General features: G+C 72.1%; 24 protein-coding genes and 1 pseudogene. All 25 read right to left on the reverse strand.

The annotated features are described in order from the left end of the window. Positions 1–366 (reverse strand): annotated as a pseudogene (locus IE290_RS37990) (hypothetical protein); the annotation flags it as partial. After that, positions 338–1,330 carry a tyrosine recombinase XerC gene (locus IE290_RS26670; RefSeq protein ID WP_191247463.1) on the reverse strand — a complete coding sequence of 331 codons (993 nt, stop codon included), beginning with the start codon at positions 1,328–1,330 and terminating at the stop codon, positions 338–340. The gene IE290_RS26670 and the pseudogene IE290_RS37990, both read right to left, overlap by 29 nt. A 70-nt stretch (positions 1,331–1,400) precedes the next feature. Then, on the reverse strand, positions 1,401–2,573 hold the full coding sequence (gene dprA / locus IE290_RS26675; protein ID WP_191247464.1) for a DNA-processing protein DprA: 1,173 nt from the start codon (positions 2,571–2,573) through the stop codon (positions 1,401–1,403). Between the two features lie 492 nt (positions 2,574–3,065). Continuing rightward, entirely contained in the window at positions 3,066–4,577 is a 1,512-nt protein-coding gene (locus IE290_RS26680; protein ID WP_191247465.1) for a YifB family Mg chelatase-like AAA ATPase, read from the reverse strand. Beyond that, entirely contained in the window at positions 4,577–4,951 is a 375-nt protein-coding gene (locus IE290_RS26685) for a YraN family protein (protein WP_191247466.1), read from the reverse strand. Before IE290_RS26685 ends, IE290_RS26680 begins: the two co-directional genes overlap by 1 nt. A 1,024-nt stretch (positions 4,952–5,975) precedes the next feature. Continuing rightward, on the reverse strand, positions 5,976–6,299 hold the full coding sequence (locus IE290_RS26690; protein WP_167098488.1) for a DUF2469 domain-containing protein: 324 nt from the start codon (positions 6,297–6,299) through the stop codon (positions 5,976–5,978). After that, positions 6,296–7,075, reverse strand: coding sequence for a ribonuclease HII (locus IE290_RS26695; protein ID WP_191247880.1), 780 nt, complete (start codon positions 7,073–7,075; stop codon positions 6,296–6,298). Before IE290_RS26695 ends, IE290_RS26690 begins: the two co-directional genes overlap by 4 nt. Before the next feature lie 53 nt (positions 7,076–7,128). After that, on the reverse strand, positions 7,129–8,061 hold the full coding sequence (gene lepB / locus IE290_RS26700) for a signal peptidase I (RefSeq protein ID WP_191247467.1): 933 nt from the start codon (positions 8,059–8,061) through the stop codon (positions 7,129–7,131). A gap of 31 nt (positions 8,062–8,092) precedes the next feature. Further along, positions 8,093–8,452 carry a 50S ribosomal protein L19 gene (gene rplS, locus IE290_RS26705; protein WP_094007861.1) on the reverse strand — a complete coding sequence of 120 codons (360 nt, stop codon included), beginning with the start codon at positions 8,450–8,452 and terminating at the stop codon, positions 8,093–8,095. Positions 8,453–8,600: 148 nt separating this feature from the next. Next, positions 8,601–9,356, reverse strand: a complete 756-nt coding sequence (gene trmD, locus IE290_RS26710) for a tRNA (guanosine(37)-N1)-methyltransferase TrmD (protein ID WP_191247468.1) — start codon at positions 9,354–9,356, stop codon at positions 8,601–8,603. Between the two features lie 21 nt (positions 9,357–9,377). Continuing rightward, entirely contained in the window at positions 9,378–9,896 is a 519-nt protein-coding gene (rimM, locus tag IE290_RS26715; protein WP_094007859.1) for a ribosome maturation factor RimM, read from the reverse strand. 7 nt (positions 9,897–9,903) lie between these two features. Then, positions 9,904–10,143 carry an RNA-binding protein gene (locus tag IE290_RS26720; protein WP_017987579.1) on the reverse strand — a complete coding sequence of 80 codons (240 nt, stop codon included), beginning with the start codon at positions 10,141–10,143 and terminating at the stop codon, positions 9,904–9,906. Beyond that, entirely contained in the window at positions 10,140–10,565 is a 426-nt protein-coding gene (gene rpsP / locus IE290_RS26725; protein WP_191247469.1) for a 30S ribosomal protein S16, read from the reverse strand. Before rpsP ends, IE290_RS26720 begins: the two co-directional genes overlap by 4 nt. A 176-nt stretch (positions 10,566–10,741) precedes the next feature. Beyond that, the gene (locus IE290_RS26730; RefSeq protein ID WP_191247470.1) at positions 10,742–11,515 is read right to left on the reverse strand and encodes a CPBP family intramembrane glutamic endopeptidase; all 774 of its coding nucleotides are present in this window, start codon (positions 11,513–11,515) and stop codon (positions 10,742–10,744) included. A gap of 62 nt (positions 11,516–11,577) precedes the next feature. Then, complete coding sequence (locus IE290_RS26735; RefSeq protein WP_191247471.1) at positions 11,578–12,330, reverse strand: CPBP family intramembrane glutamic endopeptidase; 753 nt, start codon at positions 12,328–12,330, stop codon at positions 11,578–11,580. 55 nt (positions 12,331–12,385) lie between these two features. Then, positions 12,386–12,565, reverse strand: coding sequence for a hypothetical protein (locus IE290_RS26740; RefSeq protein WP_191247472.1), 180 nt, complete (start codon positions 12,563–12,565; stop codon positions 12,386–12,388). A gap of 91 nt (positions 12,566–12,656) precedes the next feature. After that, complete coding sequence (locus tag IE290_RS26745) at positions 12,657–13,325, reverse strand: hypothetical protein (RefSeq protein ID WP_191247473.1); 669 nt, start codon at positions 13,323–13,325, stop codon at positions 12,657–12,659. A 480-nt stretch (positions 13,326–13,805) separates the two neighbouring features. Continuing rightward, positions 13,806–14,870 (reverse strand): amidohydrolase family protein, encoded by a 1,065-nt coding sequence (locus IE290_RS26750; RefSeq protein ID WP_191247474.1) that lies wholly within the window; start codon positions 14,868–14,870, stop codon positions 13,806–13,808. Then, on the reverse strand, positions 14,871–16,397 hold the full coding sequence (gene ffh, locus IE290_RS26755) for a signal recognition particle protein (protein WP_094007852.1): 1,527 nt from the start codon (positions 16,395–16,397) through the stop codon (positions 14,871–14,873). A gap of 78 nt (positions 16,398–16,475) precedes the next feature. Then, positions 16,476–17,339 (reverse strand): hypothetical protein, encoded by an 864-nt coding sequence (locus IE290_RS26760; protein ID WP_191247475.1) that lies wholly within the window; start codon positions 17,337–17,339, stop codon positions 16,476–16,478. A gap of 321 nt (positions 17,340–17,660) precedes the next feature. Then, positions 17,661–18,542, reverse strand: a complete 882-nt coding sequence (ku, locus tag IE290_RS26765) for a non-homologous end joining protein Ku (RefSeq protein WP_191247476.1) — start codon at positions 18,540–18,542, stop codon at positions 17,661–17,663. A 38-nt stretch (positions 18,543–18,580) separates the two neighbouring features. Continuing rightward, complete coding sequence (locus tag IE290_RS26770; protein WP_020418146.1) at positions 18,581–18,940, reverse strand: hypothetical protein; 360 nt, start codon at positions 18,938–18,940, stop codon at positions 18,581–18,583. Between the two features lie 46 nt (positions 18,941–18,986). Beyond that, the gene (locus IE290_RS26775; protein WP_191247477.1) at positions 18,987–21,299 is read right to left on the reverse strand and encodes a [protein-PII] uridylyltransferase; all 2,313 of its coding nucleotides are present in this window, start codon (positions 21,297–21,299) and stop codon (positions 18,987–18,989) included. Positions 21,300–21,310: 11 nt separating this feature from the next. Next, complete coding sequence (locus IE290_RS26780; RefSeq protein ID WP_017987570.1) at positions 21,311–21,649, reverse strand: P-II family nitrogen regulator; 339 nt, start codon at positions 21,647–21,649, stop codon at positions 21,311–21,313. Further along, the gene (locus tag IE290_RS26785; RefSeq protein WP_191247478.1) at positions 21,646–23,034 is read right to left on the reverse strand and encodes an ammonium transporter; all 1,389 of its coding nucleotides are present in this window, start codon (positions 23,032–23,034) and stop codon (positions 21,646–21,648) included. The genes IE290_RS26780 and IE290_RS26785 overlap by 4 nt, the downstream gene beginning before the upstream one ends. Between the last annotated feature and the right edge of the window lie 202 nt (positions 23,035–23,236).

The following is a 23,236-nucleotide window of genomic DNA, read 5'->3' on the forward strand; positions in this document are numbered from 1 at the left end:
CGGCTCGATCCCGCCTTCCACACCGGCAGCCGCCGCGGGGCCGCCGCCGGACCCGCTGTCCGGGACCGGCTCGGTTCCGGCTTGCGCATCGGCGTCCGCGCTGGACCTGCCGGCCGGAGCCGCAGTCGTGGGCGCGCCGGCGGGGTCGATCCGGGGCTCGCCGTCCTGTCCGGATGTGGGCAGCATCGGCCGCCCGGCCTGGTCGGGCGCAGGGCGGGCAGGGGTCGCTCGCAAATCGGCCTTCACACGGAAACCGTTCTCGGCAGCGGGCTCAGGTCGTTCTCCGGGCTCGTACGGGGCGGGCGGTGTCAACGATCCTGCCTGCCGTCCTCCGAGGTCATCGGGATCGGGGGTGGGCTTGGTCATGGATCGCCTTCAACCGCTCGACGGTCACGTGGGTGTAAAGCTGTGTCGTGGCAAGCGTAGCGTGACCGAGTAGCTCCTGAACGCTGCGAAGGTCGGCACCGCCCTCCAACAGGTGCGTCGCCGCGGTGTGCCGCAGTCCGTGCGGGCCCATGTCGGCCGCCGAGGGCACCGCGTCGAGGGCTTCGTGCACCACTCGCCGGACCGTCCGCGGGTCCAGCCGCCCGCCCCGCACACCGAGGAACAGCGCGGACGCGTGCGGCTTCGCCACCGCACCGGCCACCGCCGGCCGGCCGTGGTCGAGCCAGCTGCGCAGAGCCCGATCGGCCGGCGCGCCGAACGGAACCATGCGCTCCTTACCGCCCTTGCCGAGCACCCGGACGAGCCTGCGGCCGAAGTCCACGTCGTCGACGTCGAGCCCGCACAGCTCGGACACCCGCACCCCGGTCGCGTACAGCAGCTCGAGGACCGCGTGGTCCCGCAGCGCGACCGGCTCCTGCTGCGCCGCGCCGCTGCCCGCAGCGGTGAGGACGTCCTCCGCCTCGTCCGGCCGCAGCACCGGCGGGAGAGTCCGGTGCACCCGAGGCGCCACCAGCTTCGCCCCTGGGTCGTGGTCCAGCGCGCCCTGACGACGGGCCCAGGCGGTGAAGGTCCGGGCCGAGGCCGCTCGCCGCGCGAGAGTGGTCCGTCCCGCTCCCCCGTTCCGCTGGTCGGCCAGCCACGACCGGAGCACTCCGATGTCCAGGCCCGCGAGCGCGGCGGCGTCCGGCTGCGGCTCCTCACCGTGCAGGAAGCCCAGCAGGGACACGACGTCCCCGACGTACGCGCGCACCGTGTGCGGGGACAGCCCCCGCTCCAGCCCGAGGTGCCGTTCGTAGTCGTCGACCAGGGTGGCGGCGGCGCGCGGCAGGGCGTCCCGGAGGGCGTGCAGGTCCGTTTTGCGGCCCCGAGATTCCCGTGCGGACATGGTTGTTCACGCTGCGCGAAGGGGCGCGCGTGGTCAAGCATCGCCACACCGGGAGCAGATGACGATCACATCACCTCCTCGTCCTGCGCCGCCAGCCGCTTTCGCAGCGCTCGGCGAGCTCGTCGAGTTCGAGGGCGGGCAGCAGCGCCCGGACCCGGGCGACCGGAACCCCGGATTCGGCCGCGATCTGCTCGGCGGACTTGCCCTCGCGTTTGTGGAGCGCCTCGTGGACGCGCAGGGCGTCCGGGCCGAGGCCGTCGGTCGGCCGTTTCGCGCGGGCCTTCTCGGGCCGGGGCGTGCCGAGCCGGCCGACGGTTTCGATCACGTCGTCGATCGAGGCGACGAGTGTCGCGCCGGACTCGCGGATCAGCTCGTGGCAGCCGATCGACATCGCGGAGGTGATCGGCCCGGGGACGGCCATCACGACCTTGCCGAGCGCGCCGGCAGTCGTCGCGGTGTTGCGCGCCCCGCTGCGCCGGCCGGCCTCGACGACGATGGTGCCCTCGCTGAGCGCCGCGATGAGGCGGTTGCGGACCAGGAACCGGTGCCGGGCCGGCGGTGTGCCCGGCGGGTACTCACTGGCGACGAGCCCACCGAGCTCGGCGATCTTGTCGAGGAGGACGACGTGCCCGGCGGGGTATCCGGCGTCGAGGGCGCAGCCGAGCAACGCGACGGTGGTGCCGCCGACGGCCAGGGCTCCCCGGTGGGCGGCGCCGTCGACGCCGTAGGCGGCACCGGAGAAGATCGGCACTCCCTGGCGGGCCAGAGACGAGGCGAAGTCACCGGCCACGTACTCGCCGTATCCCGAGGCCGACCTGGCGCCGACGATCGCCACGGCCTGGTCCGTGGCCTCGTCGAAGCGGGTGTGGCCGCGCACCCACAACGCGAGTGGCGGGGCGGCGCCTTGCACGCCGCGACTGGCCGCGAGCTGGAGGGACAGCAGCGGCCAGCCCGGCCACTCGTCGTCCTCGGGGATCAGCAGCCGCATGCCGAGGCGAGCGCCTTCGTCGAGGTCGCGCTGGGCGTGGTCGTGCGTGCGGCGGGCCTCGGTCTCGTCGCGCACACGGCTGGGACAGTCGCCGGCACGGATCGCTTCGGCGGCCGCGACGGGCCCGTGCTGGGCGACGAAGTCGACCACGGCCGGAGCCGGTGGTTCGGCGACGCGGACCAGGTAGGAGCGAGCCAGGCGCTCGGCGGCGAGGTTGTCGGTGGAGGGCTCGGGGGCGGTGTGGGTGGTGGTCATGCCGGCCTCCGGCCGTGGGCGGCCAGGTTGGTGGCGCGCGGTCGAGGCGGGTCCGTGGGGCGACTCATGCTGGCCTCCGATCGCGGAACTCCAGGGCAGCGGCGACGTGGTCGCGGCACCACGCGGGGGCGGTGTGGGTGGTGGTCATGCCGGCCTCCGGCCGTGGGCGGCCAGGTTGGTGGCGCGCGGTCGAGGCGGGTCCGTGGGGCGACTCATGCTGGCCTCCGATCGCGGAACTCCAGCGCAGCGGCGACGTGGTCGCGGCACCACGCGGGGGCGGTTCTGGGAGTAGTCATGCCGGCCTCCGGCCGTCGGATTCCAGCGTCGGGGGCAGGTTGGCGGCGGGCGGTCGAGGCGGGTCGGTCGTGCGGCTCCTGCTGGCCTCTGATCGCGGAAACTCCAGCGCGGAGCCAGGGTGTCGGAGCTTGTGTGAGGTGGTCATGCCGGTCTGCGGCTGAGGGAGGCGCGGTTGAGGCGGGTCGGTGGGGCGGCTCATGCTGCTCTCCGATCGCGGAACTCCAGTGCGGCGGCCACGTGGTCGGGGGTTGGTTCGTCGGTCTCGTCCAGGTCGGCCAGGGTCCAGGCGATGCGGAGGCAGCGGTCGGCGCCGCGGGCGGTGATCGTGCCGCGTTCGAGGTTGCGCTCCAGCAGGGCTGTCGTCGGGGGTGGGAGCGCGAACTCGCGGTGGAGGGCGGGGCCGGGAACCTCCGCGTTGGTCTTCCAGCCGTGCGAGCTCCAGCGGGCGGCGGCGCGGTCGCGGGCAGCCAGGACGCGTTTGCGGACCACCTCCGTCGGCTCGGGTTCGCTGCTCTCGTGGCGGCCCATGGCGGTCATCGGACGCAGCCGGACCCGCAGGTCGACGCGGTCGAGCAACGGGCCGGACAGCCTGCTGTGGTAGCGGCGGCGCTCGGTCGGGGAGCACGAGCAGTGGGTCTCTCGTGGTGGTGCGCACGGGCAGGGGTTGGTGGCCATGACGAGCTGGAAGCGGGCCGGATAGCAGACCGAACCGCGTGCGCGGGCGATGCGGACCTCGCCTTCCTCCAGGACGGTGCGCAGGGAGTCCAGCCGTTGCGAACCGAACTCCGCGGCCTCGTCCAGGAACAGGACCCCGCGGTGAGCCTGGCTGATCAGGCCGGGTGTGGCGATGCCCGCGCCGCCACCGATCAGGGCGGCTTCGGAGACCGAATAGTGCGGCGCGACGAACGGCGGAACCTTGATCAACGGGGCCGCCGCCGACAACTTGCCGTGGATCGAATGCACGGCCGTGACCTCGAGCGACTCCTCCGGGGAAAGCATCGGCAGGAGCCCGGGCAGGCGTTTGGCCAGCATGGTCTTCCCGACGCCGGGCGGCCCGGTGAGGAGGAGGTGGTGCCCGCCCGCGGCCGCCACTTCGAGCGCCCAGCGGGCCTCGGGTTGTCCGATGACGTCCGCCAGGTCCGGTACCGCCGGCGGTGCGCTCTCTACGGGCGGCTCCGGCCGGGCGAGAGCGTTCTCGCCCTCCAGCCAGGACACGACGTCACGCAACCTGGCCGCGCCGTAGACCTCCAGGCCGTCGACCAGGGCCGCCTCGAACAGCGTGTGGGACGGGACGATCGCCCGCTTGATCCCGGCTTTACGGGCCGCGAGCAGGCCGGGCAGGATGCCGCGGATCTCGCGCACTCGACCGTCGAGCGCCAGCTCGCCCAGCAGGACCGTGCCGAGCAGGCGGGTGGCCGGGACCTTGCCCGCCGAGGCGAGCACGGCCACCGCGATCGCGAGGTCGTAACCCGAGCCGAGTTTCGGCAGGTTCGCCGGGAACAGGCCGAGGGTGACCTTGTCCTCGGGCCAGTGTTGACCGGAGTTGCGGATGGCCGAGCGGACCCTGTCCTTGGCTTCGCGCAGGCCCGCGTCGGGCAGGCCGACCATCTTGACGCCGGGCAGGCCGCCGCCCAGATCGGCCTCGACCTCGACCAGGCGGCCGTCGAGCCCCACGAGGGCCACCGACCAGGCACGTCCGAGCGGCATCAGAACGCTCCCGGGATGTGCCGGACGCGGGGCTCGCCTTCGCCGTCGGCGTAGACCGCGATGACATCGAAGCGGATCCGACACCAGCCGACGCGGTGGACGCTGAGCCACTGCCCGGCCAGCCGCCGGATGCGGGCGATCTTGTCCTCGGTGACGGCCTCCGCGGGATCGCCGAAACTCTCCCGCGTCCGTGTCTTGACCTCGCAGATGACGAGGGTGCTGCCGTCAGTGGCAACGAGGTCGAGTTCGCCCTGGCGGCAGCGCCAGTTCCTGGACAGCACGACGAAGCCGAGCTTCTGCAGGTGGCGCGCGGCGATGTCCTCGCCCCGGCGGCCGAGGCTGAGGTGGCGGGCGGGTCTGGCCGCGGTGGTCATGGCTGGTCCCCCAAGGTCGGTGGTCGTTCACTGCCTTCGACGGTGCCAGGACCTGGGGTTTCGCCGACAGACCGAGTTGCCGGGCCTGTGGACAAGTGGGGTGTTGTGGACAACCGCGGCGGGTTGCGGTGGGGAGTGGCGGAAATGTCGGACCCGGGTGGTAGGGGGCCGAGCGGTTGGGGGCGAGGTGCACGTGGGCTAGTGGTGGGTTGGGGTTCAGGGCCCCGGGGGCGAGGGGCCGGGGAGCGAGCTGGCGGCGGGCGGAGGTGGAGGCAGAGAACCGCGGCCGGACGCCGAGGGCCGCGGCAAGGCGCAGGGGCGTGGGGCCGAGACGCGGCGAGGCAGACGGGCCGGGGACCGAGGCTCGCGGACGGAACGGAGAGGTGGGGCCCCGGCGGTGTGCGGAGGCTCCCGGCCGGACGCCGAGGGCCGCAGCGGGGGCGCAGGGGCGTTGGGGCCGAGACCCGGCGAGGCAGACGGGCCGGGGACCAAGGCTCGCGGACGGAACCGAGAGGTGAGGCCGCGGCGGCGCAGAGGCTCGCGGCCGCACGCCGAGGGCCGCAGCGGGGGCGCAGGCGCGTGGGGCCGAGACCCGGCGAGGCAGACGGGCCGGGGACCGAGGCTCGCCAACGGAACCGAGAGGTGGGGCCGCGGCGGTGCGGAGGCTCGCGGCCGGAGGCCGGGGGGACGGCCGGCACCGAGGGGCCAGCGGGACGGGAGTGGGAGAACCTTGGTGGGCGGTGGCCGGTCAGGATCGCGGGAGCGGGGACTTCTTCTCGAGAACCTGGTGAGGGGCTTCTCTTGGAGGAGTGGGAGCCGGGGGCCTTCCGGCCGAGGAGCGGCGGGCGGTGGGGCGTCCGTGGAGCGGCTGCCGCCCTGCGGAGGGGGCTGAGAGGGCTGCTCCCCCATCGCCCGGTTGGGTGGGCTGCCGGGGCGTGAGGTCGGTGCACCGGGTGGGCATCCGCACAAAAAGACCGAGGGACGTCCCCTCGCGGGGGGCGTCCCTCGGGTTGAAAACTGCTCCTCAGCCGGAGAAGGGGCCCTCCTCCGGGAGCCTCAGCTCGGGCTTTTCCAGCTCCTCCACGTTCACGTCCTTGAACGTGATCACGCGGACGTTCTTCACGAAACGAGCCGGCCGGTACATGTCCCACACCCACGCGTCGGACATGCGGACCTCGAAGTACACATCTCCCCCGCTGTCCCTGACCTGCACGTCCACCGCGTTGGCCAGGTAGAACCGCCGCTCGGTCTCCACCACGTACGAGAACTGGCTGACGATGTCGCGGTACTCGCGGTACAGCGACAGCTCCATCTCGGTCTCGTACTTCTCGAGATCCTCTGCGCTCATGAAATCCGCGCCCCTCCTCGCGAGTTCGACCGGTCTCCGGCGGCGGAACTCCCATTCTGAACCACGCTGCCCTCCAGAGCACGTACCGGAGCATCGGACTGCCCCAACGCAGCAGCGGTGAGCATGACCTTCCGCGGTGGTCGCATCCCGTGGGCGGCGGCCGCCGCTGCCACATTGGTGTACGACCACCGGTGTACCTCACACGGCCCGTGTTCGACGAGCGCCGCGCCGTGGTCCACCGTCGTGTACCCCTTGTGCACGTCGAATCCGTACATCGGGTACTTCACATGCGTCTCGGCCATGATCCGGTCCCGCGTCACCTTCGCCAGCACCGACGCGGCCGCCACGCACGCCACCGCCCGGTCCCCCTTGATCACCGGCACGCTCGGCGCCGGCAGGCCGGGCACCTTGAAACCGTCCGTCAGCACGTACCCGGGGCACTCCCGCAACCCCGCCACGGCCCGGCGCATGCCCTCGATGTTGGTGACATGAATACCGAGCTGATCCACCTCTTCGGGTGAGATGACGACGATCGAGTAGTCCAGGGCGCGCACCAGCAGCCGCTCGTAGACCCGCTCCCTGGCCAGCGCCGTGAGCAGCTTCGAGTCGTTCAGCTCCGCCAGCCGCGCGGCGTCCCCCGGCCGGAGCACGCACGACGCCACCACCAGCGGGCCGGCACAGGCCCCGCGGCCCGCCTCGTCGACCCCGGCCACCGGGCCGAGGCCCCGCCGATCGAGCGCCGACTGCAGCCCCCACGCCGTCTCGCCCCGGACGATCGCCCTGGGCGGGCGGAAGGAGGCCAGAACCGCCGAAGACCTACCCAACCTGGTTACCGCTTTCGCTCGACCGCCTCGCGCACCTTCGAGCCCAGTCGCCGCCCGCCCCACACCGCGGGCCACGCGGCGACCACACCGAACCCGAGCGGCACGCCTTCCTGCCACGCCGGGGCGCTCATCCCGAGCGCGGCCGGCTGTGCGGCGGCCTGCGGGTTGTGGTCGCTGACCCCGCCCCACCGGCCGGGTGGCAGCACGATGATGCGTGCCTTTCCGATGATGTTGTCCACCGGGACGGCACCGCGGACCCCGCCGCCGCCCTGGCAACGCGAGTCGCACGAGTCGTTGCGGTTGTCGCCCATCACCCAGACGTACCCGTCCGGCACCTTGACCGGCGGGAACGAATCCTGCTGCTGGTCAGACGGATTCTCCCAGTGGATGTAGGGCTCGTCCAGGGCCTTGCCGTCGACGACGACCCGGTTCTGGGCGTCACAGCACTCGACGGTCTGGCCGCCGGTGGCGATGATCCGCTTGACGAAGTCGCGCTCGTCCGGCGGCGCCAGCCCGAACACCGACCCGATGTTCTGGAAGAAGCGCACCACCGCGTTGCTCGAACGCTCGGTCGCCGCCTCGTTCTCCACCCACGGCTCCGGGCCCTTGAACACCACGACGTCACCCGGTTCGGGGTCGGTGAAGTCGTAGGTGATCTTGTCGACCAGGACCTTGTCGCCGTAGCACCCGGTGCAGCCGTGCAACGTGGTCTCCATCGACCCCGAAGGAATCGTGTAGACCCGCGCCAGGAATTGCTGGAACACGAATGCCAGTGCCAGCGCGACGACGATCAGAATCGGCAGTTCGACCCAGAACGAGCGCTGTTTCTTGGGCTTGCGGCGGCGCCGTTTCCCATTTGCGCCGGCATCGGCATTCTCGTCCGGATTCGGGCGTTCGGGCTCGTCCTCAGCGGCGCTGGAGGGCACAGGTTCGACCACTTCGCCAGGCTATCGGAGAACGTCCGATCGCTCAGGACGCGGTCGGGGCCTCGCGGCGCTCCTTGATCTTGGCGGCCTTGCCGCGCAGCTCGCGCAGGTAGTACAGCTTGGCGCGACGCACGTCACCGCGCTTGTGCACCTCGATCTTCGCGATGTTCGGGCTGTGCACCGGGAAAGTGCGCTCGACGCCGACACCGAACGAAACCTTGCGCACGGTGAAGGTCTCGCGAATACCGCCACCCTGGCGGCGGATCACGACGCCCTGGAAAACCTGAACACGCTCACGGTTTCCCTCGATGACGCGAACGTGCACCTTCAGCGTGTCACCCGGGCGGAAGTGCGGAATGTCGGAACGCAGCGACTGAGCGTCCAGGGCGTCCAGGGTGTTCATCGGGAGTCCGTCCTCGTCCTTCGTCTGTCTGGCAGTCATCCGAGCACGCGCACGCTCTCACTGGGGCAGGCGACCCGGGGGCTTGTGGCAGGCGCGCACCACTGGCACGGCCAACCTGTCAAGTATTGCAGACGCGTCCCCGGCCGGATCACCCGGCCTGCCGCTGCCGCGACCGGACACGGTCGAGCACGGCGAGATCGCGCTCGTCCAGCGTACCGTCCGGCAGCCGGTCGAGGAGATCGGGGCGGCGGAGCAGGGTCCGCTCCAGGGCCTGGTCGCGGCGCCAGCGGTCGATGAGCGCGTGGTTGCCCGACCGCAACACCTCGGGCACGGCCAGGTCGCGCCACACCTCCGGGCGCGTGTAGCTGGGGCCTTCGAGCAGGCCGTCGGAGAAGGAGTCCTGCTTGGCCGAGACCGGGTTGCCCAGGACGCCGGGCAGCAGCCGGACCGTGGCCTCGACCATCACGAGCACCGCGGCCTCGCCGCCGACCAGCACGTAGTCGCCGATGGACACCTCGTCGACCGGCATCCGGCGCGCCGCGTCGTCGATCACACGCTGGTCGATGCCCTCGTAGCGGCCGCAGGCGAACACCAGGTGCTTCTCGCGGGCGTAGGAGTGAGCCATCTCCTGGGTGAACGGGCGGCCCGCCGGCGTGGGCACGACCAGCCGGGTGTCCGGACCGCAGACCGCGTCCAGGGCGTCGCCCCAGACCTGCGGCTTCATGACCATGCCGGGACCGCCGCCGTAGGGCGCGTCGTCGACGGCGCGGTGCACGTCGTGGGTCCAGTCCCGCAGATCGTGCACCCCGACCTCGATCAGCCCGCGCTCGATGGCGCGGCCCAGCAACGCGGCCCGCAGCGGGTCCAGGTACTCGGGGAAGATGGTGACGACGTCGATCCGCACGGCGCGAGCGTAACCAGCCGGTCAGCCGGCGTCGTCGAGCAGGCCCTCGGGGGGATCGATCACGACCCGGCCGCCCTTGACGTCCACCACGGGCACGATGGCCTGCACGAACGGGACGAGGACGGTGCGCCCGTCGCGGTCGAGCGCGAGCAGTTCGCCGTGCGGGGCGTGCACCACCTCGGTGACGGTGCCGATCACTTCGCCGTCGCTCAGCTCGGCACGCAGACCCTCGAGTTCGTGGTCGTAGAACTCGTCCGGGTCGTCGGTGGGCGGCAGATCGGCGGTGTCGGCGAGCAGCAGGGCGCCGCGCAGGGCCTCGGCGGCCTCGCGCGTCACCACCTGCTCGAACGTGACCAGCAGCCGCCCGCTGTGTGGGCGGGCGGCTGCGATGGTCAGCGGGCGCGTGGTGCCGTCGCGGAACCGCGCGGTCACCGTCGCGCCGTCGCGGAAGCGTTCCTCGGGCGAGTCGGTCCGGATGTCCACGGCGAGTTCACCGCGCACACCGTGGGCCTTGGCGACCCGCCCGACGACGACGTCCACGGAAGGGTCAGCGGTCGGTGTCGACGACGTCCACGCGGACGCCGCGGCCACCGATGCCGCCCATGACGGTGCGCAGCGCGGTCGCGGTCCGGCCGCCGCGGCCGATGACCTTGCCGAGGTCGTCCGGGTGGACGTGGACCTCGAGCGTGCGGCCGCGGCGGGTGGTGATCAGGTCGACCCGGACGTCGTCCGGGTTGTCCACGATCCCGCGCACCAGGTGTTCGAGGGAGTCGGCGAGGAAGCTCACGCCTCGTCCTTCGCCGCCTCGTCGTCGGCCTTCTTGGCCGACTTCTTCTTCGGCGTGGTGGCCTCGGTGGCGGGCTCGTCACCGGCCGCCGCGAGGGCCGCGTTGAACAGCTCCTCCTTGGACGGCTTCGGCTCGGCGGTCTTCAGCGTGCCCTCGGCACCCGGCAGGCCCTTGAACTTCTGCCAGTCACCGGTGATCTCCAGGATGCGCTGCACCGGCTCGGTGGGCTGCGCGCCGACACCCAGCCAGTACTGGGCGCGCTCGGAGTCGACCTCGATGAAGCTCGGCTCGGACTTCGGGTGGTACTTGCCGATCGACTCGATCGCCTTGCCGTCCCGGCGGGTGCGGGCGTCGGCGACGATGATGCGGTAGTACGGCGCACGGATCTTGCCGAGGCGCTGGAGCTTGATCTTGACGGCCACGGTGTGTGGGTACTCCTTGGTTCTCTGCGTGCTCGCGGGTGTCGGGTCACGTTCCGTGTGGGGACACCGGACGAGTACCCGAAGCTTTTCGGTCGCCACGGCACGGTGAGAGGGCCCGGCCGCAGCAGGCAAGCGACTATTCTGCCAGACCCGGTCACGCGGCCCGCACCGGGCGTCTAGATGGCCATCACTCCCAGCGCCGTGAGCAGCATCGCCACGGCGGGCAGGAAGTTGTTCATCTGGTGGGCCACGATGCTGCCGAGCAGGCGGCCGGTGAACAGCCGGGCCAGGCCGATCGGGATGGCGATCACCAGCAGCAGCGTGGTGCGCAGCGGTTCCAGGTGGCTGGCCGCGAAGACCGCCGTGGACAGCAGGAACGCCGCCAGCCGGGCCCACTTCTCCTGGCCCCAGTGCAGCCGCTCGACCGCGCTCCACAGCAGGCCGCGGTAGATGATCTCCTCGCAGATCGGGCCGAGCAGCCACAGGTAGGCGAACATCACGACGGCCGCGCTCACCGACATCGGCTGCTCCTCGACCAGGGCGCTGATCGCCGAACCGGCGTTGGCCTCGCCGACCGCCTGGGTCCAGATGAACGCGCTGACCGTGGTCAGCACCAGCCCGAACGTGCCGAGCTTGAGCCCGAGCTTGACGTCCTCCCAGCGCCAGGACAGCCGCAGGTCGGTGAACGGGCCGTTGCCGCGCACCTTGGTGATCAGGATCGCGACCAGCGCGGCGAGCACGGTCGGCGCCATGGTGCCGATCAGCACGTCCCGCGCGGGCAGCGGTTGTCCCGGCGGCGCGGGCCCGAGCAGGACGCTGACGAACGCGGCGGAGGCCAGCAGGACGGCCTCGACGACCAGGAAGGCGCCGAACCCCCAGCGGTGCGCGGGCGCGGTGTCCGCGGCGGCGGGCACATCAGGCTGGTCGAGCTCGCCCGGATGTGCCGTCACGGCGCGCCTCCCTCTGATCCTCGCCCAGCACCTACCGAGCCTAGTCGCCATGGTCGTTCCGCTCAGGACCCGGTGAACAGCAGCAAGGCCGGGGCCAGGTTGTTCGCCGCGTGCGCGACGAAACTCGCCCCCACCCGGCCGGTCCGCCACCGCGCCGCGCCGATCAGCAGCCCCTGGGCGAGCAGCGCGAGCGTGCGGGTCGGTTCGCCGTGCAGGTAGGCGAAGACGACCGCGGTCAGCACGAGGATCACCCACCGCGGGACGTGGTGGTGCTCGAGCGCTCCCCACAGCGAGCCGCGCATCAGCAGCTCCTCGGCCATCGGCGTGGCGACCACGACGACGAGCGCGGCGAGCGCGAGCCACACGAACTCGTCGGAGCCGCCGTCCTCGGCGAGGTCGGTGAGCGGGCTGTCGGAGATGCGGTCGGTGCCGTAGATGCCCAGCAGGACCACGTTGACCAGGTACCCGGCGAGCAGGGCGAGCGCACCGAAGGCGAGGCCCACCTTGACGTCACGCAGGGTCGGGAGCCAACCGAAGTCGCGCCGCGGGCCGCTCCCCCAGCGCCGCGACGCGACCAGCGGGGCGAGGCCGAGCAGCAGGCTGGGCACGAACGCGAGCAGCAGCACCGGGCCGACGTCGAGCAGCTCCAGCGGATCGACGCTGGCGTGGCCCGAGCGCAGGGCCGTCATGACGACGGTCACCAGGTGGTAGACGCCGAGGCCGGCGAAGAACGCGAGGAATCCCCAGTGGGCGCCGAAGACCAGCCGGGTGCGCACGTCCTCTCCGCTGCCCTGGCTCACCCTCGACCCGCTCATGGACTTCAGGCTATGTGGCTGGGCGCGATCGATCGACCCCGGGGCGTGAGCGGTGTCACCGGATCCACAGCGGCAGCAGGCCGATGACGACCAGCACGGCGGTGGCGAGCGCGGTGGGCAGCACGCGGCCGCGGGCCCGCGTGACGCAGGGAACCGGCGTGAGGACGGCGCCGGTGACGAGCGCGGCGGAGTAGACGCCCTTGCCGTACCCGAGACCGCCGATCGCGCCGGCCACGACGAGCGCGATGGAGCGGCGAACACGAGGCCGAGACCGCGGATGATCTTCAACGCCGCGTCGTGGCCGATGTCGGGGACGAAGTGGGGCATCAGCGGGGGTTTCCGGAGGCGTCGGCGACCAGTTCCCCCCTCCGCTCGGGCCCGTCGCGCTCGACGTGCACCGTGATCTCGACCGGGTCGCCACCGCGGTGCCTCTGCACGTCGACGCGGATCACGTCGGTCGCGTCCGGGAATCGCTGGCGGGCGAGGTCGATCAGCCCGGGAATGGCGCCGAAGTCGATTTCGTCGAGGCCGAACTGGTAGTCCGGGTCCGGGCCGGTCGTGTCCCCGGGCACCGGCTGCAGGTCGCCGTCCCGGTAGATCACCGCGCGGTCGCCGCGCTGGCCGCGGAGGACGTCGGGCTCGATGTAGATCGCGTCGTAGGTGGTCGCGACTCCGCGGAGTTCGTCGAGGCCGGTTTCGAGGCCCTCGGCGGTGAGGAGGTTGTGGCCGCCGAACAGCTCGGCCCGGAGCGGGATCAGGCCGGCGATGATCAGCAGGACCGTCGCGACCGCGGCGGCGGCGATCCGCTTCGGACTGGTGCTCGTGCGGCCATTCATCCGCGCGACGACGACCGCGAAGACGGCGGCGAGCGTGGCGGCCGCGCCCACCGCGAAGGCCGCCAGGTAGAGGCCCTCGCCCAGGACGAGCCCGCCGACGACGCCGACGACGAGCAGGGCCGGTGGGACCGCGTAGAGCAGCGCCTTGGTGATCTTCACCCGGCCATCTTGATCAAGGTTGGATCGGGATGGTAGCGGCATTTCGGCCGTCATTGGAGGAAGGGGACGTCAGCGGAGGAAGGGGGCGCGATGGATCGTGCGTCCGCGGCTCCGGGCGGGGGATGGTCGCGGCGGATGCGGCGCCACGAGGCCACGCCGCGCGCGGCCGACACTCGCTGCGCGGGGCGGCGCGTAGGCGGCCTCGGCGGCAGGGTCAGCGGATGACGGCGCCGCGACGGTGGGTGCCTCGTTAGGGCGGGTACACGCCGGTCAGCAAGCCCGCGAGCGTGGGCGGCATCGGCGGCAGGCGTCAGCGGATGACAGCGCCGCGACGGCCGGTGCCTCGTCGCGGCAGGTGCACGCCCGTCAGCAAGCCGCGAGCGTGGACAGCCTCGGCGGCAGCAGTCAGCGGATGACAGCGCCGCGACGGCGGGTACGCCGGTCAGCAAGTCGTGAGCGTGGACAGCTCGGCGGCAGGCGTCAGCGGATGAGCGCTCCGCGCAGGATGATGTGCCGTGGTGAGCGCAGGGCGGCCAGGTTCTCGCGCGGGTCGGTGTCCAGGACCAGCAAGTCGGCGGGGGCGCCCTCGCTCAGGGACGGGTGGCCGAGCCACTCCCGCGCGGCCCACGAGCCCGCGGCCAGCGCCTGCGTCGCCGTCATCCCGGCGCGGTGCAGCGCTTCCAGCTCGTCCACCAGGCGGCCGTGCGCGATCATGCCTCCCGCGTCGCTGCCCGCGTAGACCGCCACGCCGGCGTCGAGCGCGTTGCCGACCAGCTCGCCGACCCGGGCGTACAACGCGCGCATGTGGTCGGCGTACACCGGGTACTTGCCGGCCGAATCGGCGATCGCCGGGAAGTTCTCGATGTTGATCAGCGTCGGCACCAGCGCCGTGCCGCGGCGGGCCATCTCGGCCAGCAGCGAGGTGTCCAGGCCGGTGCCGTGCTCCAGGCAATCGATCCCGGCGTTGATCAACCCGGGCAACGCGTCCTCGCCGAAGACGTGCGCCGTGACGCGAGCCCCGGCCTCGTGGGCGACCTTGATCGCCTCGGCGAGCACGTCGTCCGGCCACAACGGCGCGAGATCACCGACCGACCGGTCGATCCAGTCGCCGACCAGCTTGACCCAGCCGTCACCGTCGGCCGCCTGCTCGGCGACCGCGGCGGGCAGCTCGTCGGGGTGCGACAGGTCGATGCCCAGCCCGGGGATGTACCGCTTGGGCAGCGCGAGGTGCCGTCCGGCCCGGATGATCCGCGGCAGGTCGGCGCGCTCCTGCAGCGGCCGGGTGTCGATCGGCTGGCCGCAGTCGCGGATCAGCAGCGTGCCCGCGTCCCGGTCGGCCAGCGCGTTGACCACCGCGCCGTCCAGGTCGGTCGGCCCGCCCAGCCCGATCGCCGGGTGGCAGTGGGCGTCCACCAGCCCCGGCACCAGGAAACCGTCCGACACCAGGGTCCGCGCGCCCTCGACGGGCGTGAACGTGACCCGGCCGTCGCTGATCCAGACGTCGCGCTGCTCACCGTCGGGCAGCACCACCCCGCGCAGGTGCATCTACTTGTTCTTCGGCAGCTTGAACTTGGACGGGTCGAAACCGGGCACGTCGTTCAGGCCGCCACCCAGCTGGGACAGGTCGGGCATGCCGCCACCGGCGCCGCCGGGCGGGAGCATCGGCATGCCGCCAGGGAACCCGCCGCGCACCTTGGGCTGCGTCGGGCCCTTGCCCTTCTTCCCCTTCTTGCCCTTCTTGCGCTTGGTCGCGCTGCCGCCGCCGAACCCGAACCGGCCGGCCATCTGCTGCATCATCTTGCGGGCTTCGAAGAACCGGTTGACCAGGTCGTTGACCTCGCGCACGGTCACACCCGAGCCCTGCGCGATGCGCTGGCGGCGCGACCCGTTGATCATCTTCGGGTCGGCCCGCTCGGCCGGGGTCATGCCGCGGATGATCGCCTGCAGCCGGTCCAGGTGCTTGTCGTCGACCTGCGCGAGCTGGTCCTTCATCTGCCCGGCGCCGGGCAGCATGCCGAGCAGGTTGCCGATCGGGCCCATCTTGCGGACCGCGAGCATCTGCTCCAGGAAGTCCTCCAGCGTGAGCTGGCCGGTGCCCAGCTTGGCCGCGGCCTTCTCCGCCTGCTCCTGGTCGAAGGCCTGCTCGGCCTGCTCGATCAGGGTGAGCAGGTCGCCCATGCCGAGGATCCGGCTGGCCATCCGGTCCGGGTGGAAGGTGTCGAAGTCCTCGAGCTTCTCACCATTGGAGGCGAACAGGATCGGCTGGCCGGTGACCTGCCGGACGGACAGCGCCGCACCACCGCGGGCGTCACCGTCGAGCTTGGTCAGGACCACACCGGTGAAGCCGACGCCGTCGCGGAACGCCTCGGCCGTGGTGACCGCGTCCTGACCGATCATCGCGTCGACGACGAACAGGATCTCGTCCGGCTGGACCGCGTCGCGGATGTCCGCGGCCTGCTTCATCAGCTCCTCGTCGACACCCAGCCGTCCGGCGGTGTCGACGATCACGATGTCGTGCTGCGCGTGCTTGGCCTCGTCGATACCGCGGCGGGCCACGTCGACCGGGTCGCCGACACCGTTGCCCGGTTCCGGCGCGAAGGTCTGGACCCCGGCGCGCTCACCGACGACCTGCAGCTGCGTGACCGCGTTCGGGCGCTGGAGGTCACACGCGACCAGCAGCGGCGCGTGGCCCTGCTTCTTGAGGAACAGCGCGAGCTTGCCGGCCAGGGTCGTCTTACCGGAACCCTGCAGACCGGCGAGCATGATCACGGTCGGCGGGTTCTTGGCCAGGCTCAGGCGGCGGGTCTCGCCACCGAGGATGCCGATGAGCTCCTCGTTGACGATCTTGATGACCTGCTGCGCCGGGTTGAGGGCCTCGGAGACCTCGGCGCCCTTCGCGCGTTCCTTGACGTGCGCGATGAACTCCCGGACGACGGGCAGCGCGACGTCGGCCTCCAGCAGCGCGATGCGGATTTCGCGCGCGGTGGCGTCGATGTCGGCGTCGGTCAGCTTCCCCTTGCCCCGCAGGTTCTGCAGGACCGAAGTGAGCCGGTCGGAGAGGGTGTCGAACACGGGTGTGCACGCTCCAGCTGGTCGTGGTTGTCCGCCTGCGGCGTCCCACCAGGGTAGCCGCTGCGGACGGGCAGGCTGTCAGGCCTGCCGTTCGGCCAGCAGGCGCATGCCGCCGGGCTCGACCAGCACCACGCACGGCACCAGCTCGGTCGTGTCGTACTCCGAGCCCAGCACCTGCTCGTGGATCACCTCGGCCCAGCCCGAATCCGCACCCGCGACGAACAGCTCGTCGGGACACGGCAGGCCGACGACCAGCCGCTCCTCGCCCAGGTTGCGGGCCATCTGCGCGCCGAAGTCGTCCAGGGCCAGCGCCGAGCCGGCCAGCCAGTCCTCCCGGGTCAGGTGCAGCAGGTCGCCGCGCTCGCCGCGGTGACCGGTGACCCGCAGGCCGCGCTTGAGGTTCGCGCCCGCTTCGGCCATCAGCTCCGCGAACGGCGGTGAGCCCAGCTCCTGGTAGCTGTGCGTGGTGACGTGGTGCATGCCGAGCGTGCCGCGCGGGGTGGGGCCGACGTGCGCCAGTGCCACGGACAGGCGCCCGGGCACCAGCGGGTGGTGCGGGATCGAGCCGAGCACCTCGGCGCGCGGCGAGGACGCGCTCCACAGCACCGGCAGCAGCTCCGGCGCGGGCGCGGCCTGCTCCGCCAGCACGCGCTCGGCCTCGGCGAACGCGGCGGCCCAGCCGTCCGGGCCGGGGCGGTCGAAGCTGTAGGTGTGCCGGGCGCCGGGGAACATCAGCGCGACGAACCCGAGGTCTTCGGCTGAGGGCTCCCACTCGCTGTAGACGGCGGTCACGTCCGCGGGCTGGACCTGCCGGTCGGCGCGCACCTGGGCCCACGCCTGCCGCAGCGCGTCGTCGGCCACGGTCGGGGCGCCGGCGACGACCGGCTCGTCCAGGCCGTGCACCTGGAAGGCGAAGAGGTTCTGCGTCACGTCCGTGTTCACGCCGGGCCCCTCGGATAACGCAGGATCAGCATGCCCGACATCCAACCGCGCGAAGGAAAGTGCGGGTGGCCCGCCCCCTCGCCGGGCCACCCGCACACGCACGCCGCGGGCGCCGGTCCCCCGGTGCTCGCCGTACCCCCAGTACCAGCGAGTCCCTTCCCGGACATCCGTGGCGTGATGTCCTAAGACTGCCGGTTCCGCGTGGGCCGGGGCAGCGTGAAGACCCCCAAGTAGACCTAGGTAGATCTACTCAGGAACCGGTGCGCGCAGGGGTGTGACCCGCCTCGCGCGGGGGCGTGACGCGGATTTCCGAAGATTTTTTCAGCGCGCGGACTTGGGCGCGGACTTCGCCTTCGACGTGGCCTTGCGCGCCCGGCTCTTCGCGTCGGCGGCCTTCTTCGCGGCGGCCTTGGCCTTCGCCACGCCCTGGTCGGCGTCGGTGCGGTCCTGCGCGCTGCTCTGCAAGGCCCGCAGCAGCTCGGTGACGCCCTCGTCCTGGATCGCGGCCGTCGGGCGGACCACCTCGCGGCCCTCGACCTTCGCGTCGACCAGGTCCCGCAGCGCGTCCGCGTAGCCGTCGGTGTAGGCGGACGGCTCGAAGTCGCCGGAGAGGTTCTCGATCAGGTTCGCCGCGGCGCGCAGCTCGGACGTGCGCAGGTCGATGTCCTCGTGCCGGAAGGGGAAGTCGGGGCGGCGGACCTCGCTGGGCCAGTGCATCGTGTCGAGCACGATCAGCTGGTCGCGCACCCGTAGCGCGCCCAGGGTCTCCCGCTGCCGGATCGCCACCTTCACCAGCGCGACGCGGCCCGCGGTGAGCAGCGCCTCGGCCAGCAGCACGTACGGCTTCGTGGCCGGAACCTCGGGCTCCAGGTAGTAGCTCTTCATGAAGTAGACCGGGTCGATCTGCGACGGCGGGACGAACCCGCACACCTGGATCGAGTGAGCGCTTTCCGGCGCGAGCGAGGCCAGCTCCGCCTCGGACAGGACCACCACGTCCCCACCGGGTAGCGCGTAACCGCGGCCGACCTCCTCCGCCGGGATCTCCGCGCCGTCGACCTCGCAGACCCGCTTGAACCGCAACCGTCCGCCGTCGGTCAGGTGGAGCTGGTGCAGGCCACTGCCGGGCTCCTCGGTGGCGCTGTACGCCTTCACCGGGATGGCGAAGCTGCCGACCCCGATCGTGCCCTTCCAGACTGTCCGCATCCCACCGACGTTAGCGACGCGCGAACGGCGTTCAACAGCTACAAACGGGTGCTCTCACCGGCGTTCGCGGCGATGAACGCGGCCAGTGGCTCGCTTTCGCCGAGCGCGTCGGCCGAATAGCCGAACGCGGCGCCCGCCGCCTGGAGGATCTCCACGAGGGCGGCCATTTCCGCCGACGGCATCGCGGCCAGCGCACCGAACCGCGCTTCGCCGAGCCGTTCGGCGAGCCCGGTGAGCGCGCCGGACAGGTGCCGCTGCCCGGCGACGAGGTGCTTCAGGACGGCGACGATCTCCCCGAGATCGGTTTCCGGCGCCCGGTCCAGCTCCGCGGCGCACGCCTCCAGGTGCGCGGCGGCGACCGTGAGCGGCAGGATCGTCGACTCTGGCACGAGCGACATCCTGCCACCCCCGATCGGGGAAACCGTGGCGACACCCCGCAGGGGATCAGCTCGCCGCGGCGAGCACCGCCTGCTCGACCCGCTGCCGCCACGCCGGGTCCAGCTTCCCGCCGCGCGGGGAGACGGCGAACGAGTCCACGACCGCGGCGCCGAGCGTGGCGACCTTGGCCCACTTCACCTCCGCGCCGCACGACCGCAGCGCCCCGGCGACCCGGTACAGCAGGCCGATCCGGTCGGTGGCCCGCAGCTCCAGCACGACCGTGTTGGGGCCGCTGGTCTCGTCGTCGAACCACAGCACCTTCGGCTTGGCGGCCACCCGGGTCGGCTGGTAGTCCCGTTCCTTCGCCGCGATCTTCGCCTCCAGCGCGAGCCCGCCGGCGACCGCCCGCGCGAACTGCTCGCGCAGCAGCGACGGATCGGGCAGCGACCCGAACTTGGGGGACGCGGTGAAGATGCCGGCCCGCCCGCCGTCGTGGCCGCGCAGGTCCGCGGTGTGCACCTCCAGCGAGTGCAGCGCGAGGACCCCGGCCGCCGGGGCCAGCAGGTCCGTGTGCGCGGGCGCGGCGACCACGACGGTCGCCATCTTGCCGTCGTGCGTGATCAGCACTTCGCTGCGGCCGGCCGCCACCGACGCGGCGACCAGCTCGCGCCGGCGCGCGTCGAGCGGCTCCGGCGGGCTGAACCCCTTGCCCTGCATGGCCTGCCGGCACCGGTGGACCAGGCTCGCGACCAGGCCGGCCTTCCAGTCGGTCCACATGCCGGGCCCGGTGGCCAGCGAATCGGCCTGGGTCAGCGCGTGCAGCAGTTCCAGCAGGACCACGTCGTTGTCGACGGTCTTGGCCACGCGCGCGATCGTGGCCGGTTCCTCGATGTCGCGGCGGGTCGCGGTGTGCGCCAGCAGCAGGTGGTGCCGCACCGCGGCCGAGACGAGCGCGGCGTCGCCGTCGGGCAGCCCGATGCGGCGGGCGACCTGAAGCGAGATCGCCGCGCCCAGCTCGGAGTGGTCGGCCTCGCGGCCCTTGCCGATGTCGTGCAGCAGCGCGGCCAGCAGCAGCAGGTCCGGCCGGGACACCGTGGTGGTGAGCTTGGCGGCCTCGACCGCGGTCTGCACGAGGTGCCGGTCGACGGTCCACGAGTGCACCGGCTCGCGCGGCGGCAGGTCCCGCACCGCGCCCCACTCCGGGAACAGCCGCGCCCACAACCCGGTGCGGTCCAGGGCTTCGACCGCGTCGATCAGGCCCTCGCCCGCGCCGAGGAGTTCGGTGAGCGAGTCACGCGCGTCGGCGGGCCACGGCGTGCGCAGTTCCGGCGCCGAATCGGCGAGCGTGCGCAACGTGCCGTGCGAGATGGGCGTGCGGGTGCGGGCGGAGGCGGCCGCGACGCGCAGCAGCAGCGCCGGATCCTTGGCCGGGACGGCGTCGCGGGCGAGCGCGACCTCGTTTCCGTGCAACACCACGCCGTCGTCCAGCGGGGTCCGGCTGGGCCGCCGCGAAAACCGCCCGCGCGGCACCTCGGCGGTGGCGCGCAAGGCGACGTCGAGCGCGTAGCCGACCGCCCGTCCTGCGCCGGACAGCTTGCGCGCCAACGTGAACCGGTCGCCGAACCCGAGTTCGGCGGCCACCAGCTCGGCGTCCACACCGGACAACACGTCCCGGTCGCGGCGCAGTTCGCGGCGCATCTCGGTGCGCACGTCCAGCAGCAGTTCCCGGGCCTGGCGGAGTTCCTCGCCCGGCCGGTCGGTGAGCTGGGCGACGGCGAGCGTCTGCAGCACCCCGAGGTCACGCAGGCCGCCCCGGCCGTACTTGAGGTCGGGCTCGGCCGCCTGGGCGATCTCCCCGCTGCGCTGCCAGCGCTTGCGGGTCGACTCCGCCAGTTCCGGCAAGCGCTTGCGCGCGGTGCGGCGCCACTGGTCGCGCGCCGCCGTGGCGAGCCGGCCGGTCAGCTCGGCGTCCCCGGCGATGTGCCGGGCGTCGAGCAGTCCCATCGCGGTCCGCAGGTCCTCCGAGGCGACCTGGAGGGCCTCCCCTGGCGTGCGGACCGAGTGGTCGAGGCCGATCCGCGCGTCCCACAGCGGGTACCACAGCGCGTCGGCGATCTCGGCGATTCCGGGGTGCTGGTTGTGGACCAGGACCAGGTCCAGGTCCGAGAACGGCACGAGCTCGCGGCGGCCGAGGCCGCCGACGGCGACCAGCGCGACACCGGGTTCGGCGGTGTCCACGCCGGCCGCCGCGGCGGCCTTGCTGAGCCAGAACTCGTACAGGTCCACCAGCGCGGCGCGCAGTGCGGAAGCACCGAGCCTGCCGTGCCGGCCTTCCAGCAACCGGTTCGCCGCCTTGGCGAGTTCCCCCCCGACGACCATCCGGTGCTTCCCTAGAGCGCGTCCGTACCGCGCTCGCCGGTACGGACGCGGACCACGGTCTCCACCGGGGTCACCCAGACCTTGCCGTCACCGATCTTGCCGGTGTGCGCGGCGTTCACGATGGCTTCGATGACCTTCTCGACGTTGGCGTCGTCGGTGAGGACCTCGACCCGCAGCTTGGCGACGAAGTCCACGGCGTACTCGGCGCCGCGGTAGACCTCGGTGTGGCCCTTCTGGCGGCCGTAGCCCTGCACCTCGCTGACGGTCATGCCGAGCGTGCCCAGCTGCTCCAGCGCGGCGCGGATGTCGTCCAGCGTGAACGGCTTGACGATCGCGGTGATCAGCTTCATGCCTTGCTTCCTTCCAGGGCCGCCCCGTCCTTGGACGGCAGCGAAGCGGGGGTCGATCCACTGTGGCCGCCGATGCTGCCACCCACGAAGTCGTACGCGCTCTCCGCGTGCTGCGCCTCGTCGATGCCGCTGACCTCGTCCTCCTTGCTGACCCGGAAGCCGCCGGCGACCTTGATGATCCCGCCGAGGATGAGGGTGACGACGAACGAGTAGCCCAGGACCGCGAAGGCCGCCGCGGCCTGCTTGCCGAGCTGGCTCCAGCCGCCGCCGTAGAAGACGCCGTCCACGCCGAGGGAGTTGACGCTGGTGGTGCCGAAGAAGCCGATCAGCAGCGTGCCGACCAGGCCACCGACCAGGTGGACGCCGACCACGTCGAGCGAGTCGTCGAAGCCGAGCTTGTACTTCAGGCTCACCGCCAGTGCGCACACCGCGCCGGCGATGACACCGATCGCGATCGAACCGAGCGGCGACACGAAGCCCGCGGCCGGGGTGATGGCGACCAGGCCGGCGATCGCGCCGGAGGCGGCGCCCAGCGTGGTCGGCTTGCCGAAGCGCAGCTGCTCCACGATCAGCCAGCCGAGCACGGCGGCCGCGGTGGCGACGGTGGTGTTGGTGAAGGCGACCCCGGCGAGGTCACCGGCGCTCAGCGCGGACCCGGCGTTGAAGCCGTACCAGCCGAACCACAGCAGACCGGCGCCCAGCAGCACGAACGGCACGTTGTGCGGGCGGCCGGTGTCGCGCGGCCAGCCGCGGCGCTTGCCCAGGACCAGCGCCAGGGCCAGGCCCGCCGCACCGGCGTTGATGTGGACCGCGGTGCCACCGGCGAAGTCGAGCGCCTTGAGCTGGTTGGCGATCCAGCCGCCGGTCGCGTCGGCGCTCATGAAGCCGTCGAAGGCGAACACCCAGTGCGCCACCGGGAAGTAGACGATCGTCGACCACAGGACGACGAACAGGGCCCAGCCCCAGAACTTCGCGCGGTCCGCGATCGCACCGGAGATCAGGGCCGGCGTGATGATCGCGAACATCAGCTGGAACATGGAGAACACGAGCATCGGGATCCCGTCGCCGCCCGGCCACGGGATCTCCGGCGCGGTGTCGGTCGCCGCGGTCGCGAACCCGACCAGCTGGCCCCAGGTACCGGACAGCCCGGCGTGCTCGAAGCCGCCCAGCAGCCCGCTGAACGCGTCGTTGCCGAAGGCCATGGTGAACCCGAAGAGGGTCCACAGCACGGCGACGATCGCCAGGCAGATGAAGTTCATCATGAGCATGTTCAGGACGCTCTTCACGCGGACCATGCCGCCGTAGAAGAACGCCAACCCTGGTGTCATGAGCATGACCAGCGCGGCGCTGGCCAACACCCATGCGGTGTCTCCTGCGTTCAGCACATCGTCCTCCCGTACACGAGATATTGACGGGGAGTTTTCGATTCCCGTGTTTCACGACGGCACTTCGCGCGTTTCCCGCGGGTGAACTGTGGCGCCGCTCTTGTTACGAGCACGTTTCACACGACCAGGGCGGATATGTCCGGTCACGAAACGTCGGCGTCGAATACCGGCCGTCACCAGTGACGGTGGGTGAGCCCCGGTG

It is taken from the genome of Amycolatopsis deserti (assembly GCF_014653945.1).
Classification (GTDB): Bacteria; Actinomycetota; Actinomycetes; order Mycobacteriales; family Pseudonocardiaceae; genus Amycolatopsis_E; species Amycolatopsis_E deserti.